This window comes from Mucilaginibacter sp. P4_D1 (assembly GCF_056401935.1).
The window spans coordinates 155,201-172,138 of the sequence record NZ_JBFUIJ010000004.1 but is presented as its reverse complement, the minus strand read 5'-3'; the positions used below and the strand labels follow the sequence as shown (position 1 = coordinate 172,138).

Here is a 16,938-nt window from a genome sequence, read left to right as displayed (position 1 = left end):
ATCGATGTTAAGTTTAAATTAATGTTACATAGGCATTTAAATTAAAACACATGGCAAATTTTAATATTATCATAATATTTATTGCCCCGTGATAATATAATATTAATTATAGATTATTAATATTGCAGTAATGGCAACAAAATTAAACCAGCTATCTTAACATCGGGCTACTTAAATGTTAAGTTTATATTAATAAAAAATGCCCGGGCAATATGACGCTATCCTATAATGTGGCTCGGTTTACTGGTGTTTTACCAGCTTGTTTTAGTAAAGTTCACGTTGTTTTTTCGCGATGATGTTACGGAAATTCCCTTTTCGTCATCGCCAATAAACGAAAAGTCTTCCAGCTCATCGGTCCTGTCAATACCATCAACCTGGTTGATGACAACCTGCTTGCCGGCTTCAATCGATTTTTCAAGATCAACATAGGTAAAGCGCCATTGCCGCCCTTCAATTTTATTTTGAATAAGCACCAACACGCCCTTATCGGCTATCCAATGCAGGTTTTGCACCCAGGGCGTGCATGTAAACTTTTTGTAAAGTACACCGGGTTCTTTGGTATTGGCCGCTTTTGCCAGCTTCGCCGGATCATATAATCTTACCTCGTTACCATGGTCGCCATAGTCGGCGGTAGCCACATACCACTTATTATTATATTTAACATACTCAGGGCGGGTTCCTTGTATACAGGCATCATCATCAATGGTATTGAGCAGGCTGGTATCAAGCGTGCCGGTTTTCAGCAGGGCTTTCCAATCAACACAATAAATAACGGCTCTCCATTTGGTACCTTCTGCGTTAAGCCGGATAGAGTTACCAATAAAAGTAGGACCAGTACCGTTATAAGCTATCCCGGTAGGGTGGTTAATTACATCCTGCCCGTTTTGGGTCAGCTTTACTTCTTTATGCTGATAAACCAGGCTATCGCCCTGCATTTTAAACTCACGGATCATGCCCACTTCCCGGTCTCCATATAAAAATATGCGTCCCTTTTGGTAGGAGATACCCTGGCAAGCGCCCAAAGAATCGACAGTGATCGAGCGTTTGAGTTGATGATCAATATTACCGGGTGTTATGCTCCCGATACCTAATATTAAAGCAGCTATGGTTAAAGTAATTTTCTGCATATGTTGAATGTTTATCGTGGGTCAAGTGGTTCGTCAGGATCAATTTGTTTGGCATCTTCAACGGGATAGTATTCAACCTCGGTTTCCGAGTTCCGTTTGGCCAGTTTGTAAGGCACATAGTCTAGTTCCTTTTGGCAGCGGGCGTCCATCGTCATAATAAAATCTGTTTGCGATTTATCTGTTACCACAATACCGGGCTTATCGGCCGGGATGCCGTATTTATAAATAAGCCTGGCGCTGTTACGCATATTGGTGGTGGTATGGCGGGCATGTGGCTCAATGATGATGACCTTTTCGGGGATGTGCAGGGTTTTCATCAGGTAAACCTTCATCTCCTCGGCTTCGTTGTATTTGGTTTTGTAGGGATGCACTTTGCCGCCAGATACGATGATGAACGGCGCTTTACCCAATTTATATTGCTGAACAGCCAACCTGCAGCGCAGCATGCCTTCGCCGCTTAAAGGAGATGTTAAATTGTCGGGCCCGGCGCCGGGTACCATAATGTTTGAGTAGGGATAAGCAGACCACTTAATGGTTTTTACCCTGGCCACGGCAGCTTGATTCGCCCCGAATTCCATCGGCTCGTAGTTGGCCGGATCCTGCCGCTCATTTATCTGCAAATAAAGCAACGCAGCCTGCATCGATGGTTCAAAAAACAACCGCGTGTTTTTAACGTCGCCAATCAAAGTAGCAGTAACATCATACATTAACGTACGATAGGCCTTTGCGTGAACATTGTAACTAATAGAATCTATTTGCGGATAGTTAGGTTTTTTCCCTTCGCCGTATACCGCTATCGTATAGTTAATACTGCCGGCATCCTGTTCCCAGGCCTTTTGCAGGAACTCAACGTTGGGCATTTTTTTATATAAACTATACGCACCAGATGGAATCAGCTTTGATTTTACCAGCCTATCCAAAGCGTTGCCGGGTTTATAAAGCGCAGCAAGGCGTTCAGTTACTAACCGAATCTCTTCATCGGTAAGTTTTACTGCAGCAGTTAAGCACGATGCATCGTTACAATCGGTAAGGGACATATTGAGCTTATTTAGTTTTTGTTGAGCGAGCTGCGCCAGTTGGGCATCACCTTTAAGTAATAAGCCAACTTCGTTATCCTGCTCAAAAAGGGAGAGCAAATAGTAGTTTTTAACTTCCACATAGTCGGTTGGTACTTTTTTTGCGCGGGCTGCAAGGGGCGCCTGGGCATAATGACTTAACCAACTAAGGCATAGCAGCGATAATACTATAATTTTTTTCATAGGTGTTTTTTAACAAAGCGTAAAGAAACCCCTCTTAATTAAACTTAAGATTAACTCCAGGTAACAATCTCATAGATGATTAAGTCACGGGGAGCGGCTAAAGTAATTTATATGTAAAAACTTACCAGAATTGTGATGCCGGCGATCTCCGGATAGAAAGTAATTCGTCCGATTTCAATAAATCTTGGAGTTTGCTTGTGTAAAGCAGCAACCAGGTTTGGTAATTGCTGATATGGAAAGAAGGGCGCGGGATTAAAGAGAAGCAACAGTCAGCTATCCAGTCGTAGTAAAGCACTTGTAAAATGGCTATTTTCATTTTACCAATGTAAAATCAGTATTGTAGTATGTTAATCGTTCAATCCCTTTCCGTCCAAAATTTGGGGTATATATTTATCAACCCTTGCCTCGCGGGTTTTGGATTGTTTGGGTGCGGCAAAATATAACAGGTATGCCCTTTGCCGCCCGGGTGTTAATGCATCAAATGCCGTTTTCAGGATCGGCATCTCATCTAATTTATTTTTAAATTCTTCAGCCGTTGCAAATTCGGTTGTCTTTTTCAAACTCACTTTTAAACCTGCTTTTTCAGCTTCAATGGCTTCATAAACGTAGGCTTTAAGGGTGGCTTTTAAGTCAATTATTTCCCGCTCGTTGGTAAACCGCACCTGGCGCGCTGCCTGTACATTTTCTGATTGCCGAATCAAAATACCGTTGGCATCATTAAGCAACGCTCCTTTGAAAAATAAAACCGCGCAGTATTCTTTAAACACATGTATGAGTACGATATTACTTTCCTGAAAAGTATAACAAGGACAACCCCACTTCAATTCTTCGGTAAGCCCGCAATCCAAAATGATCAATCTTAATTGTCCCAGTTCTTCGTGCCACTTTTCGGCCTTGTCAAAATAAAAGTCAACATTCGGGTTCATGGTATATGCTTAATATTGGTTATCAGTTGCTATACAAAATTCACACCTTCAACGAGCCGCGAAAGCCCCTGGCGGCATAGTATGATTCGGCTCCGTTATGATAAAGAAACACCGTATTGTACCGGCGATCGCAAAATACAGCCCCGCCAAATTTCCTGATATCTGCCGGTGTTTTTACCCAGCTCGATGTTTTCAAATCAAACTTTCCAAAGTTCTGTAATTCCCTGTATTGATCTTCTGTTAAAATCTCAATACCCATGGCATCTGCCACGTCAATAGCGGTGTTTTCCGGCTTAAATTCTTTCCGTGCCTCATGCGCCGCTCTATCATAACATAGGCTTCTGCGGCCTTTAGGGCTTTCGGCCGAACAATCATAAAAAATGTATTCGCCTGTATTTTTATCAACGCCAACAATATCCGGTTCGCCGCCGGTTATTTCCATTTCATTGAGCGACCATAATTTTCCGGCATTTCCCTGCAGTTTAGTTTGCACAGCGGCCCATTCGATACCTTCATGACGGTTCATGTTTTTTTCAAAGCGAGCTTTCAATAATGCGAGTAATTCCCCGCTCTTTTCTGCTGATAGTTTAGCGTTCATACAATTCTTTTTATGGGTTAACTAAAATCATCTTCCTATCTGCAGGCCTGAAATACCACGATACTATCGTCAGCACCAGCAATAACACCGACGGGAATATGTCTTTAACAGCATCGCCCGATGCGATATGCGAAAATATTGCCCCTGTCATTACAAAGAAAAAGCCTGCATAAGCCCATTCCTTTACCAAAGGCAATTTAGGAATAAGCACTGTTACAACGCCCAAAAACTTCCAAACACCTAATATTGTTAACAGGTATACAGGATAACCAAGGTGCGTTATGCTATCTGCTCCCCCCTGCCCTTCTTTCATCTTAAACAGCTGCACTATTCCGGTTGATATCATTCCTAATGCAAGCCAGATAGTTGCAACCCAGTAGATAATTTTATTGCGCTTTGTCATGGTGTATATTATTTAATTTTTTCAACGTGTTTTCTAAACGATTATGTGCCATGTTAAGGCCCTGGGCAAAAGGCAGCTTCAGCATTTGGTCTCTAGCTTCAACTGATTTATATACAATACGTATGCTGATCTTACTGGTGGCATCGGTGAGTTGTTCAAACTCCAAAAACTCAAGCTGAACGGGAAAAGGTGTATTTTCCATTTCAAAAGTCCGGGTAATTTTCTGGTTCGGCACAAACTCGTGAATTACCCCGTTGGCCCTGAAAACTACATTCCAATTGGCATCTAATGTTTCAAACTGCCAGCTGCCGTGTTTTTTACCTTCAAGTTTAAGCACTTTAGTCCCCATCCATTGCTCCACTATGTCGGGCTCAATGTGGGCCTTAAAAAGTAATTCCAACGGTAAATCAAACTCCCTTGTAATTACCAGGTACTGTTTGCCGTCTTCGGCATTGATCTTGGTTTTAAGTTCCATAATATGCTATTTTTTTTGTTGATAGTTTTTCATGATATCTTCCAGTTTGTTAAACCTGTCATCCCACATTTGGCGGAACGGTTCAATAAAATCGGCTATGGCTTTCATCTTTTTCGCATTAATATGATAGTAAATTTCCCTGCCGGTTTGCTCCTGGCCAAGCAATTCGCACTCGGTGAGTATTTGTAAATGTTTTGAAACCGTTGGCCTTGCCGTATTAAAGTTTGAAGCTATTGCACCGGCAGTCATCGATTGTGTGGCAACCAACAAAAGTATAGCCCTTCTTGTGGGATCGGCTATGGCCTGGAATACATCTCGTCTTAAATTCATCATGTAGCTATTTGACTACAAATATAAATGTAGCTATTTAACTACGCAAATTTTTATTGATTTTTTTCGGCGTTTTGTGTTGTCCGGCAGGAGAGTTATCCCTGAAGCTATATCGAAATTAGCACAGGGGAGACATTTCGTATGTCTGTGGTCTTTGCTACTTTAAATCTATTACCAGGCATGCTTACTTAATCTCTTCTAAATGCATGGCCTCGCCTCCTGATGGTTGCAGGTTAATGGTTAAAACAGTTTTGCTGTTAACCACACTGTTGCTAACCCGCACATGCGTAGTGGTAGCCACCCCGGCATCATCGCTATATATTTGGGCCCCGTATTTTTTGCCCGGCTTCAAAAAGGTGAGCGCCATTTTTAACGTCCTGGCTTCATTATTGGTAACGGTCCCAACAAACCATTCGGTTCCTTTGCGCCTTGCGGTTGTAATATATTGCCCCGGCGCTCCCTGTATTACCCTTGTTTCGTCCCAGGTAGTGGGAATATTATCCCAAAACTCCAGTTCGGGTTCGTTATGCGCTGCCGATGGCTTATCATACCAATACAGCGTTTGCAAAGGGCTGTAGTAAACTGCGCCCAATGCCAGTTGATGTGCATGGGTGGTTTTTATACGCTTATCAAAATAACAAATGGTATAATCGGCCGGGCCGGCTAAGTACCGGGTAAAAGGCAATATGGTATTGTGTGTAGCATCCGGCATTTCTTCGTTGCCGCGTACGCCTTCGGCGGTCATCAGGTTGGGCCAGGTGCGCTGCTCGCCGGTAAGGCGCCAATCGTCATGAATGTTAACCATTATGTGGCTGGCCGCCGCCTTCTGTATCGCTTTCTCCACCCAGGTAGTCCATCGGTGCGAACCTACCTGAACAAAGCCAAATTTTACACCTTTTACCCCCCACTTGTTATATATCGCAAACAGGCTGTCGCTTTGCGCCATTAATGCCTGCTGGTTAACGTATAGCCATACGCCAATACCTTTATCGTTACCATATTGAATAATGCCCGGCAAATCAAAGTCGGGAATAGCCACGTTTGTTGCATCCGAGTTAAAGCTGAAGGCTGGCCCGTACCATTTCCAATCAAATAGTATGTATTGGAGATTATGTTTTACAGCAAAATCGATATTGGCTTTGGCATCGGCAGTGGTTTGCGTCATCACACGCATAATTTTACCGGGTTTAATCCATTCCGTATTGGCTATTCGTGATGGTTCATTCAGGTTAAGCATCATATAATCATTTGCTATTAAATCACCGGGGGCTTCGGCCACCATGATAGCGCGCCATGGCGTACCTACCGGAGATACAAGCTGCGCCCCTCCAAACATCGCAGTTACTATGGTGTTCGGCTTATCATCGCTTAACTTAAATTTGGTGCGGACATAATCAACCAACTGCGCTTCGCCAAGCGCTACAAACAGCCTGTTGGGTAACTCTAAAGTAAGCGGCCGTTCGCTTTCGCCGGGCCAGCTGGCCAGTGGCAGCTTGTAATAAGGCGCCTGGGCCCAGTTGGCAAACCAGGCCTGGGTGCCCGCCGGGAAACTAAATTCGGTATTTTCGGCAGTGACATTGTAATACGTCCCTTTTTCGTTTTCGGGGAAATAGTAGCGGATAGCAGCGCCTTCGTCATAAACCCGCACTTGTACCTGCATCACATACATTGGGTTATCGTCCTTCACCAGCGTGATATCGCAAGCATTATAATGGTCCCTGATCTGGTTGCGTTCGCCATTCACTGGTATCCAGGTGGTATCATGAGTTGTGGTTTTTATATCCTTTATTACCAGGTTTTCGCACCAGTTTTTATGCTGATCTATCTTCAGCGCCATCGCCTTTTCAGATAACTGGTTATCCAGTTGAATATCCAGAACCGACTCGCTTATAACTTGTTTATCCTTATATGTCACCTGGTAATACATAACCCGCTTGTTATCGGCCAACTGCTTTTGATAAAACTTCAGACTCAGGTTTTTATCAGGCGATTGAATTACGAGCGGCATACCTGTTACGGTGCCTTGTCCTTTAGCCTCTAAAACGATAAACGAAACTATAGTTAATAGTAAATACCTCATTTAGTTTGATTTATGTTGATAGTGAACAGCTTTGCCATGTTGTAATTTATCCAACCGCAACAAGGCTTCTAAATAATAGTAATCGGCATAAATAATTGACGCATCAATTTCTGTTCCGGCGGGGTGGTGCCCGGTAGAATGCAGTAAAAAGGCATCGTTTACATGATGGCTTTGATAGGCCGGAGAAGAAAGCGTTTGCAACATAGCTTCGGCCTTCTGCCGGTAAATTTGTGCCTTGGATTTGTCCTTTACAAATGTTGACAGCTCCAGCAATGCCGAAGCCGTTACGCAGGCTGCCGAAGCGTCTTTAGGAGCATTGGGGATAGCAGGATCATCAAAGTCCCAAAAAGGGATCAAATCTGCCGGCAGGCGGCTCAGGTATACATCTGCTACTTTTTGTGCAAAGTTTAAAAATTCTGTTTTCCCGGTTTCGCGGTAGCACATGGTAAAACCATATATTGCCCATGATTGCCCCCTGGCCCACATGCTGTTATCTGCGTAGCCCTGGTGGGTTACCCCTTTTATCTTTTTTCCGGTAAGGGCATCGTATACCACCACATGGTAAGATGTATAATCGGGCCTGAAATGATTGTGCATGGTGGTTTCGGCATGTTTAACCGCGATATCGTATAAGTGCCGGTTGCCGCCATTTTTTGATGCCCAGAATAAAAGTTCGAGGTTAATCATGTTATCGATAATGGTATTGTGGGGCCAACCCATTTTTTTAACCATTGACGGCCATGATAATATGGTACCTACTTTGGGATTAAACAAAGTGGCCAATGAATCTGCCGAACGCAATACAACCCGTTTATATTCGGGATTCCCTGTTAACCGGTAACCGTTACCAAAACTGTTAAATATCATGAAACCCAAATCATGGTCAAAACCACCATGCTCAGAAAGCGGCTGCAATTCCTTTGTGAAACTATCAGCAGCTGTTTTCCATTTTTCATCATGGGTTCCTTCATATAAGTACCATAAAATACCAGGCCAGAAGCCACTGCACCAGTCCTCGTAGTTTACATATCGCCAGTCTGTTTTGCCATTATCTATATTACGGGGCAGGTTATTGCCACTTGCCGGAATATTACTTAGCGTTTTTTGCGCTTGCCCGGCGCAATAGTTTATATTGGGTAGTACCTGCAAGCCTTTTTGAGCATGGGCACGAAATCCGACACCCGAAAGCATCAGAACGAATAAAACTTTGTACAGCGCTTTGGTATTAAAACGATTTTTTAGATATTTTTTTTCCATAAGATTTTATTGGTTCTCAATTTTGTACTCCGCCTCCTCGCAGACACCTATGTTGTTAATTGTAAAAACGGCCGATCTGCTAATTGCTAAAACGATCTACCGCCGGGCGCAAACAAAATTGGAGCAATCGTTTATAATTGAGTTTCGAAAGTAGTTTAAAACAAAAACCCGCAAGGGGGAGCATTAGGCCAAATAAGGGGGAGAAGAAGTCAATTTGTACTAAAAAGCCATGGTTATCAAGAATGCGGCCCGGCTTAAACAAAAAACGGCCTGAGCTAAGTTTTTCTGTCAAATATCTTCCCCCTTTCTTTCAAGGCAAACGATCTAATATTTAGCGGCGATGATCTGTCATTTAATAATAGCTAACGGAATAAGCTTATGGTGTAAAGAAGATATAATCATCACGAGGCATAGCGTTTATTTCCTAATCCTGGTCAAACGATCCAAATCGCTTCGGCACCTATTTTGGCCAACAATAGGCACAAACATTTGGATGTGCTTAAATACAGAAGCATCAGTTTAGTGTTAACCATGAAATTTACAACATGTTAATTATCAGCTATTTACAATAAATAAAATTAAAATATGTTAAGTTATGTTAACCCACTTTAGACGCATTTTCCCCGCCCTTTCTTTATTTCAGATCAAGGGCATGGTCGGCTTTTACATCTTCTCCGCTCCAGATTTTGGCTTCGGTCCATTTCAGGGGCGGGGCGCTCCAGAACTCGTCAGTTTCAGGCAAACCAAGCGGTACAAAAACATTACTGCAAATGTATAAGCTGCCGGTTGTAATATAAAAATCGGCCAGGCCAGGTTGTTTGCCATAAAGGCCAATATTGAGCCATCCATCCGCAGTAAATGTAGCAGGCGACTCCAGTGTTTTTTTGATGACAGCCGTTAACGCGCAACGTACCTGTGCAGGCGGCAATGATGCCGGGAGTTGTTTAATATAAGCCATATTGGCCAAATGATGGAAAACCCCTGCCCTGTAAACTATTGAGCGGCCCGTTGCCGGGTAACTGCCATCGGCATTAATTAATCGCTCCAATATTTCGGCATAGCGTTGGCCAATGGCTTTTGCGCGCTCCTGTTCATGTTGATAGGTTTTCTTTTTTTCGCCTTGTACCTGTAACATGGCGTTTAAATTAGGCTGTATCACAATGCTGTTGTAGTAATCCAAATGAAAGGTCATCCCGTCAGAAAACATGCCGTCGCCAACATACCAGTGCTGCATAAATTCGCGGATGCCAAATTCGGTGCGTAAGGGGTCGTCCCCTAAATCGTATTTGCAAAAGAAGGCCTCTATCATCCCCGAAAACAGGATCCAGTTGGAGTAAACCGGCACCGTATTACGGGTTATCTTCATGGCGTCAACCACTTGCTTTCTTACATCAGTATCCAGGTGTTCCCATAACCAGGGGCTGCGGACAAGCGCGAAGGCTACATAAGATGCATCAACCAAAGGCTGCCCGCCATTCCATTGCAGGTAATCTTTAGCCTGCGGGTTAACCGCGTTGGCTATCGCTTTTAATGCCCATGCGCGGTACTGGTTACGCAGCTTTACTTCGCTGGCATCGCCCCCTTCCAGGTTAAGCCAGGGCGCTATCCCGCTTAAGGTACGGCCAAACGCTTCAAGGTAAGCAACTTTTGAACGCCCTTCTTTATTATCAATATGATCCGATAAACTCACCGGCATATTTTGCTTCAGCTTATCTTCGGCCAGGTTTGATAGTACAGGCCGGGCTATTTTATCCATATAGGCCAGCCACAGTTTGCGGTCGGCAAGGCCGTTTGATATGTTTTTTTGCGCCCACAGGTTGGATATAACCAACATTGTGCAAAGCAAAAACAGTAATTTTTTCATAGCAGTTATTTTTTCTTTAACGTCGCAGACAGAATTGAAGCACAATCCACCTCCATCACCTGTACCGGCTGGGCGGTAATATTGGCCTGGCCTTCCCCATCTACCTGTACTACATTTTGTATAAACAGGTTAAGTATCTTTTTATCTTTCCATAGTTCGGTATCATAGGTTGGCTCCCAGGCTCCAACAGCAAATGCCGACAAATCATTAACCGTCCATTTATTCCCGGCCAGGTTACCGGTAACTGCAACAGAAATTTTATCCTCCCGTTCTTTATCCCTGAATATTAAGGCCGCGGCGGTATTTTTACCCTGTTTCAAGGCTATAATTTGCGGTCGTGAAACCGGAATACTCTTGGTGCCCATTCCGCTTAAACTAAAAGGTGTTTTGCGAAAACCGAGGCTGTTGCTTGTCCACTGGCCATTGTTTTTATAAATGATATGGTATTGTGGGGCTGTCTTTCCTGCCTCCCGCCAATAGCTGGCTATAAACGGGGTACCGTCATCCTCAATAACCATAGATGTTTGGTTAATCAGCTCGCTTTTTTGTGGAATTTTGCAGGCGTATTCGGCAGTGGCGGCAGTTATCGGCAAATTATAGGTTTGGCCCGTTGATCTTTCCCAGTTTATTCCGCCATTTTTTGAAACAGCATAGCACATATCATGGTTACTGGCTACATCGGGGCTTTCGCGCCAAACCCATGACAGGTGTATAAAACCTTTTTTATCAATAGCCATTTGCCAGTAAGCATTGCGTTTGCCTTCGCCGTCAATTAGATTGTGTTGTATGTTTACCCATTTTTTTGCCGATACGTTGTACCTGTTAAGTACCAGGTTGCCATTGCCTGATGCGCCATCCCTGTAAAGGAATAGCAGATCGCCCTGGGGAAGCCTGTAAAATTCAGGGTAGCTTACACTGTTTTCAGCAATGCCTGTCATTGATTTTGGTGTTGATAAAACAAGACTGCCGGGTGCAACGCCCATTGCATAGTTTAATGGCTGATTGTGCATACCCCAGGCTACATGCAGGTAACCCGCCCCATCAACCATAATGCTTATGTCCTTATGAGCATCAGCGGCATCGCCTTTGTAGGTTGTCACCGCAATTTGCCATTCGTTTGATCCGCTTCTTCTTTTGGCCAGGGTTAAAACCTGGTCCTGGTTATAGTAAGCAGCATATTGTTGGCCTTTAAAAGTGACCAGCGAATTCTTGCGAAAAATGACGGTGTTCACCGAGTTATTAGCCCATCCGGGGCCAATCGCACTCACTTTTACAGGGTAGTTTTGTGCACCTGCGTGCAAAAAGCTACCTATCAATAAAGCTGTAAACAGGAATTGTTTGAGAGGGTTAAAATGCATAAGCAGTGTTAAGTTAATAGTACTAAGTATTAAGTCAAAGTTAAATTTATTCTTTTTTTGACTAAAGACTTCCGACTAACGACTATCCGTCATTATACAATTAACATGACAGCAGTAAAGTGTGCGGCAATATACACTGCCGCACACTATGAATTATATTAATACCCTGGGTTTTGTTCTAAAACGGCATCCTTATTCAACTGAATTTCTGATAAGGGGATGGGCAATAACAGGTTTTTTGCTGCCAGGCCGGTTGTAGGGTGCTGAACATCATTTGAATTGAGGCGTGTTGCACGATCAACCAGGGTTCCGGTACGCATCAGCGTCATTCTCCGGTTTTCCTCTCCAATCAATTCGCGGGCACGCTCGTCAAGTACAAAATCGATAGTCATTTGGCTGGAAGTAACCTGTGGAGCCTGCGCCCTTGTGCGCAAAATGTTAATGGTATTTGCAGCCTCGGCGGTTTTACCCTGTTTTACCTGGGCTTCGGCAAGTAACAAATAGGTTTCGCCTAACCGCATCATCATAAAATCTTTGATCATAGCATAACCAAAGGTATCGTTAGGGTCAAACGCACCCCATTTAGTTGTACTTGGGCAAATTTTGTATAAGGTATCAGGCCCGGTAAACGGCACTTGCTTGCCATAGTTTGCGGCAGTTGGGTTGTTGATATAATAACGCCTCCTGATACTATATTGCGAGTTACGTAAATCGCCTGTTGGATATAAACCGTACAATACCCAGTTACTTAACCTCAGCCTGGCAATACTGCGGCCCCCAAGCGAATCGCAAAGCACCATGCCGCTAATGTTGTAATAGGCAGCTCCCCACACACGGCGTTGCTGGGCATTATCTGTATTACCCCCAACAACCGAATTTGGATTTTCCTGTTCGATAACCCATATGGCTTCTGAGTTACCCTGGCTGCGGCGCTGGTTACCGTACACAAACATATCTGAGTAATAATCACCGGCACCACTTGCCCGCACCCCATAACGGTTGCTTATCAGGCTAAATTTACTGCTGCTGATAACCGCCTGGGCCTGCTGTTCGGCCAGGTCGTTTTTACCCATACGCAGGTAGGCCTCGGCCAAAAGCTGCATGGCCATGTACCTATTGGCCCTGTCAACAGGTTTGCCCTGTACGTTTAGCTTAGATGTACCTGCATTTAAATCAGACAGGTTTGCACCGGCAAACGTAAGGTCGCTTATAATAAGGTTATTGACCTGATCAAGTGGAGCACGCACAAAATCTGTTTTTGGCGCTGCAAGCGGAGCCGTTACCAACGGCACTTTACCAAACAATGTAACCAGGTTATTATAAGCATATGCCCTAAAAAACTTGGCTTCGGCATCTATCATGTTTTTACCTTTGGTGGTAAGCTTGGTATTTGAAGGGTCTTCAACGGCCTTGATGATAATATTGGCATTGTTAATTAACGCATAATACTTGCCCCAGATGTATGAAGCTGCCCCGTCTGTTGGGGTAAGCTGCGCGTAATTATAATACGGCACTTCAATACCTTGCTGGTTTGCTGTAGCATTGGCCACATCGGTGCCCACCTGCCAAACACTTGGCCAGCCCTGCGCGCTTGAATAGGTTAAAATGGTACTTTCATAATTGTAAAGGCCCACGGCGGCGGCTTCAAAGCCCAGTGAATCATTAAGTGTTAGGGGGGTGTATGAAGAGTAAGGCTTTTCGGCCAGGTATGACTTTTTACAGGATGCAAATGCGATTATTAGCACTGATACAGAAGCCACTATAATTGAATACTTTTTCATGTCGTTTATCTTTTATCAGTTTATTTTAATGAGATGTTGGCGCCAAAAACAAATGTGCGGGTAGTTGGATAATTATTTGTCCAATCGCCGGATCCCCTGGTCGAGTAATTATTTTCTGGATCCCAGCCTATCCACTTGGTAAAAGTGTGCAGGTTGCGGCCGCTTACATAAAACGTTAAACCGTTAATGTGCGCTTTATCTAACAGCACCTGCGGCACAACGTAGCTAAAAGTTACATCTTTAATGCGGGTATAGCTGGCATCGCGCGGATAGCCGTAGCCCCTGGTGTTGGTATATGCTAAAGACTGGAACGAGTTATTACCGTTTGATGGTGTCCAGTATTCAATGGCCGCCGGTGTATTCCTCCTGCCCGATTCATCAGCATAATTTAAATCGGCATTGTTTTTAAGCATGCCTTGTGCCGTTTGTATAAATACACTCAGGTTAAATTGCTTGTAGTGAAAAGTATTGGTAATACCGCCCGTCCATTTTGGCGTTGTTTGGCCCTGTATAACCCTGTCATCAGCAGTAATTTTGCCATCGCCATTGGTATCGGCAAATTTCAGGTCGCCTGGTTTTGCACCAGGGTCTTGCTTGGAGGCATCCTCGCCTGTTTGCCAAACGCCTGTCATTTTGTAATCGTAAATTACGCTGATAGGTTTACCTATAAACCACCTATTGCCAATATCATCTTTACCATCGCCATAAAGGCTCACAATTTTATTCCTGTTGATGGCATACACGATGTTTGATTCCCAACGAAAGTCCCTGCCATCAATGTTTTTTGTATTCAGGGTAACCTCGAGGCCTTTGTTGGCCACTTTACCAATATTATCCCATACTGATGAATAACCGGTAATTGCAGGCAAACTCCGTTTTAACAGCAAGCCAGATGTACGCGTTTTGTAAGCATCAACCGATCCGTTGATACGGCTGTTAAATAGTGAGAAATCTGCCCCGATATTGGTGCCTACGGTGGTTTCCCAAAGCAGGTTGGCGTTACCCAGGTTACTAGCCTGCACCCCAATAGTACTTACCCCATTAAATGGCGACCGAACAGTACCGTCTGTGGTAATGGTTTGATATACACTTATCGCCTCGTTACCTGTTTTTCCGTACGAGCCTCTCAGCTTTAAACTGTTAACTATTTTTGAATCTTTCAAAAAGTCTTCCTGGCTGATGTTCCAACCGAGGGCTGCCGATGGAAACACGCCGTATTTAGTAGTGTTAGCGCCAAAAACCGACGATCCATCGCGGCGGGCGGTAACGGTGAACAGGTAGCGGCTATTATAGGAGTAGTTGATACGGCCCATCTGCGAGGTAAGCGCGTACCTGTCTGAATATGACGATGAGGTTTGGGTTGCACCCGCGCCAATATTGTTAAAAGACAGCTCATCATTTACAAAACCTGTAGCGGCTGCCGTCGAAGTAAAATACCGCCTGCGTTGCGCGCTGTATAAACCCGTAAAATCGAAGTGGTGCTTACCAATATCCTTGTTATAGTACAACAGGTTTTCGATAGTATAGGCTGTAGTTTCGGAGCTTGCAGCACTGGCCGATCCTAAGGGCGTATTTGCCAAACGGCCGCTGTAGCTATCAACCCGGGTTGGCAAATAGGTGTAGCCGGCATTTACACGGTATTTTAATCCTTTAAGCAAACCGCCAAATTTAATCTCGGCATAGCCGTTGCCATTTAAATTTACGCTGCGGTTTACCTGGTCGGTAGTTAAACCCAATAAGGGATTGGTATACAACAATTCAGGCGCCATAGGGTAAATGGTATAAGTACCATCGGCGTTATATAAATTACCATAGGGACTCATCGCTGTTGCGAATAACAGGTTGGCCCTGCCGCCATCGTAATTATTGTTGGCGAAATAGGATGACATACCAACAGTTAAAAAATTGGTAACATTTACATCAAGGTTTGAGCGGATGCTTACCCGGTTGTATTGGTACCCTTTTACCACGCCTTTTTGTTTCAGGTAATCGCCTGATATAAAATATTTAACATCGGGGCTACCGCCAGAAACGCTCAGGTTATGATCCTGCATTACGCCTTGCTGGGTAGTTTCTTTAACCCAATCAATGGTTTTACCTGCCTGGTAATTAGGTAACTCGGAGCTGTTTGGCACCGGGCTGGTTTGTGTTTGGCCCGTTTGCGAAAGGTAATCGGCATATTTTTGAATATAAGATGCCGGGTCGCGCGGATCAAGAATATGTGCCAGGTTTTCAATACCGGCATAACCGCTATAACGGATAACAGGTTTGCCGCTGTTCCCTCTTTTGGTAGTAATCAGGATAACACCGTTTGAGCCGTTGGTTCCGTAGATAGCAACCGCCGATGCATCTTTTAATATTTCCATCGAAGCGATATCATTGGGGTTGATATCATTAAGCGAACCGCCGGTTTTACTCAGCGGGATACCATCCACAACAACATACGGGCCCGTGCCTGCGTTGATAGAGTTTTGCCCCCTTACAATTGAGCCGGGCACCGCGCCTGGTACAGATGATGTATTAGTTATGGTAACGCCTGCCACGGCTCCTTCCAGGGCTTGCAGCACGTTGGTAACCGGCAACTCTGATAAACGGGCTTTGGGCACCGATGCCACAGCACCTGTAATATCCGATCGTTTTTGGGTGCCGTAGCCAACTACAACTACCTCTGTTAAATCCCTGGATGCAGGCTCTAAAGAGATATTGATAAGTTGCTCGTTATCATTGACAAGCTTTTTTATTGTTTTATAACCAATGAATGAAAATACCAGGGTTTGCCCTGCATTAGCCTTAATGGTATACTTACCATTATAATCGGTTGATGTGGCATTGGCAATACCTTCAACCGCTACGGTAACACCAGGCAAAGGCTCGCCCTTTTCGTCTTTAACGGTACCTGTAATGGTTATCAATACATTATCGCTTTCCTGGCTATCTTTTTCTTTAATAACTATGGTATTGTTGCTGATGGTGTAAGAAAGTGGCTGGTCATGAAATACTTTATCAAGAATATCGCCGATGGATGCGTTGCTAACGTGAATGTTAACCGGACGCGTATCCTTCATCATACCTTCGGTATAAATAAAATTGTAGCCGCTTTGCTTCCTTATCTCTTTAAATAGTTTTTTTAAAGGTGCATTTGTTGCCGAAAGATTTATTTTTTGCGCATAAGATGATGCGCTGACGTGCATAATAGCGACAAAAAAGAAGAGTACAGTTATTTTCACAACTAATAATAACTTTTGGGGCATGCATAGTTTGGGCACACCTATGTTAAAAGTAGATATTTTCATACTTTTGAATAGTTTGGGTTAAAACATGGTTTATTGACAAATAATTTTTCTATGCGCCGGAACGGCGGACAGATTAACGGGTTAACTCAAATTTTTGGCGTGGAAGTGGTGGTACACTTTCACGTTTTTTTTAAGCTCCCGTTTCATGGTTACGTTCGTAGCTTTTTTCTCATTTTTCTCGCTTTTT

13 protein-coding genes are annotated in these 16,938 nt (G+C 43.9%); all 13 read right to left on the bottom strand.

Annotation, left to right across the window (positions count from 1 at the left end):
- Nucleotides 1-251 precede the first annotated feature (251 nt).
- The 13 genes from AC1DV1_RS06230 to AC1DV1_RS06170 all read right to left on the bottom strand — a co-directional run bounded on the left by AC1DV1_RS06230 (nucleotide 252) and on the right by AC1DV1_RS06170 (nucleotide 16,751).
- Entirely contained in the window at nucleotides 252-1,127 is an 876-nt protein-coding gene (locus AC1DV1_RS06230; protein WP_477356641.1) for a hypothetical protein, read from the bottom strand.
- A gap of 11 nt (nucleotides 1,128-1,138) precedes the next feature.
- Nucleotides 1,139-2,386, bottom strand: coding sequence for a YdcF family protein (locus tag AC1DV1_RS06225; RefSeq protein WP_477356639.1), 1,248 nt, complete (start codon nucleotides 2,384-2,386; stop codon nucleotides 1,139-1,141).
- A gap of 347 nt (nucleotides 2,387-2,733) precedes the next feature.
- Nucleotides 2,734-3,312, bottom strand: coding sequence for a YdeI/OmpD-associated family protein (locus AC1DV1_RS06220; protein ID WP_477356637.1), 579 nt, complete (start codon nucleotides 3,310-3,312; stop codon nucleotides 2,734-2,736).
- A gap of 40 nt (nucleotides 3,313-3,352) precedes the next feature.
- Nucleotides 3,353-3,910, bottom strand: a complete 558-nt coding sequence (locus AC1DV1_RS06215) for a DUF4256 domain-containing protein (RefSeq protein WP_477356635.1) — start codon at nucleotides 3,908-3,910, stop codon at nucleotides 3,353-3,355.
- A 10-nt stretch (nucleotides 3,911-3,920) separates the two neighbouring features.
- The gene (locus tag AC1DV1_RS06210) at nucleotides 3,921-4,313 is read right to left on the bottom strand and encodes a DoxX family protein (protein ID WP_477356633.1); all 393 of its coding nucleotides are present in this window, start codon (nucleotides 4,311-4,313) and stop codon (nucleotides 3,921-3,923) included.
- A complete protein-coding gene (locus AC1DV1_RS06205) occupies nucleotides 4,297-4,788 on the bottom strand; it encodes an SRPBCC domain-containing protein (protein WP_477356631.1) in 492 nt (163 codons plus the stop codon). The genes AC1DV1_RS06210 and AC1DV1_RS06205 overlap by 17 nt, the downstream gene beginning before the upstream one ends.
- A gap of 6 nt (nucleotides 4,789-4,794) precedes the next feature.
- A complete protein-coding gene (locus AC1DV1_RS06200; protein ID WP_147060947.1) occupies nucleotides 4,795-5,118 on the bottom strand; it encodes an ArsR/SmtB family transcription factor in 324 nt (107 codons plus the stop codon).
- Between the two features lie 184 nt (nucleotides 5,119-5,302).
- Complete coding sequence (locus AC1DV1_RS06195; protein WP_477356629.1) at nucleotides 5,303-7,198, bottom strand: glycoside hydrolase family 97 protein; 1,896 nt, start codon at nucleotides 7,196-7,198, stop codon at nucleotides 5,303-5,305.
- Complete coding sequence (locus tag AC1DV1_RS06190) at nucleotides 7,199-8,455, bottom strand: glycoside hydrolase family 88 protein (RefSeq protein WP_477356627.1); 1,257 nt, start codon at nucleotides 8,453-8,455, stop codon at nucleotides 7,199-7,201.
- Nucleotides 8,456-9,089: 634 nt separating this feature from the next.
- Complete coding sequence (locus tag AC1DV1_RS06185) at nucleotides 9,090-10,319, bottom strand: DUF2264 domain-containing protein (protein WP_477356625.1); 1,230 nt, start codon at nucleotides 10,317-10,319, stop codon at nucleotides 9,090-9,092.
- Between the two features lie 5 nt (nucleotides 10,320-10,324).
- Complete coding sequence (locus AC1DV1_RS06180) at nucleotides 10,325-11,677, bottom strand: BNR repeat-containing protein (RefSeq protein WP_477356623.1); 1,353 nt, start codon at nucleotides 11,675-11,677, stop codon at nucleotides 10,325-10,327.
- Nucleotides 11,678-11,835: 158 nt separating this feature from the next.
- On the bottom strand, nucleotides 11,836-13,458 hold the full coding sequence (locus tag AC1DV1_RS06175; RefSeq protein ID WP_477356621.1) for a RagB/SusD family nutrient uptake outer membrane protein: 1,623 nt from the start codon (nucleotides 13,456-13,458) through the stop codon (nucleotides 11,836-11,838).
- A 20-nt stretch (nucleotides 13,459-13,478) separates the two neighbouring features.
- Nucleotides 13,479-16,751, bottom strand: a complete 3,273-nt coding sequence (locus tag AC1DV1_RS06170; protein ID WP_477356619.1) for a TonB-dependent receptor — start codon at nucleotides 16,749-16,751, stop codon at nucleotides 13,479-13,481.
- Nucleotides 16,752-16,938: the final 187 nt, after the last annotated feature.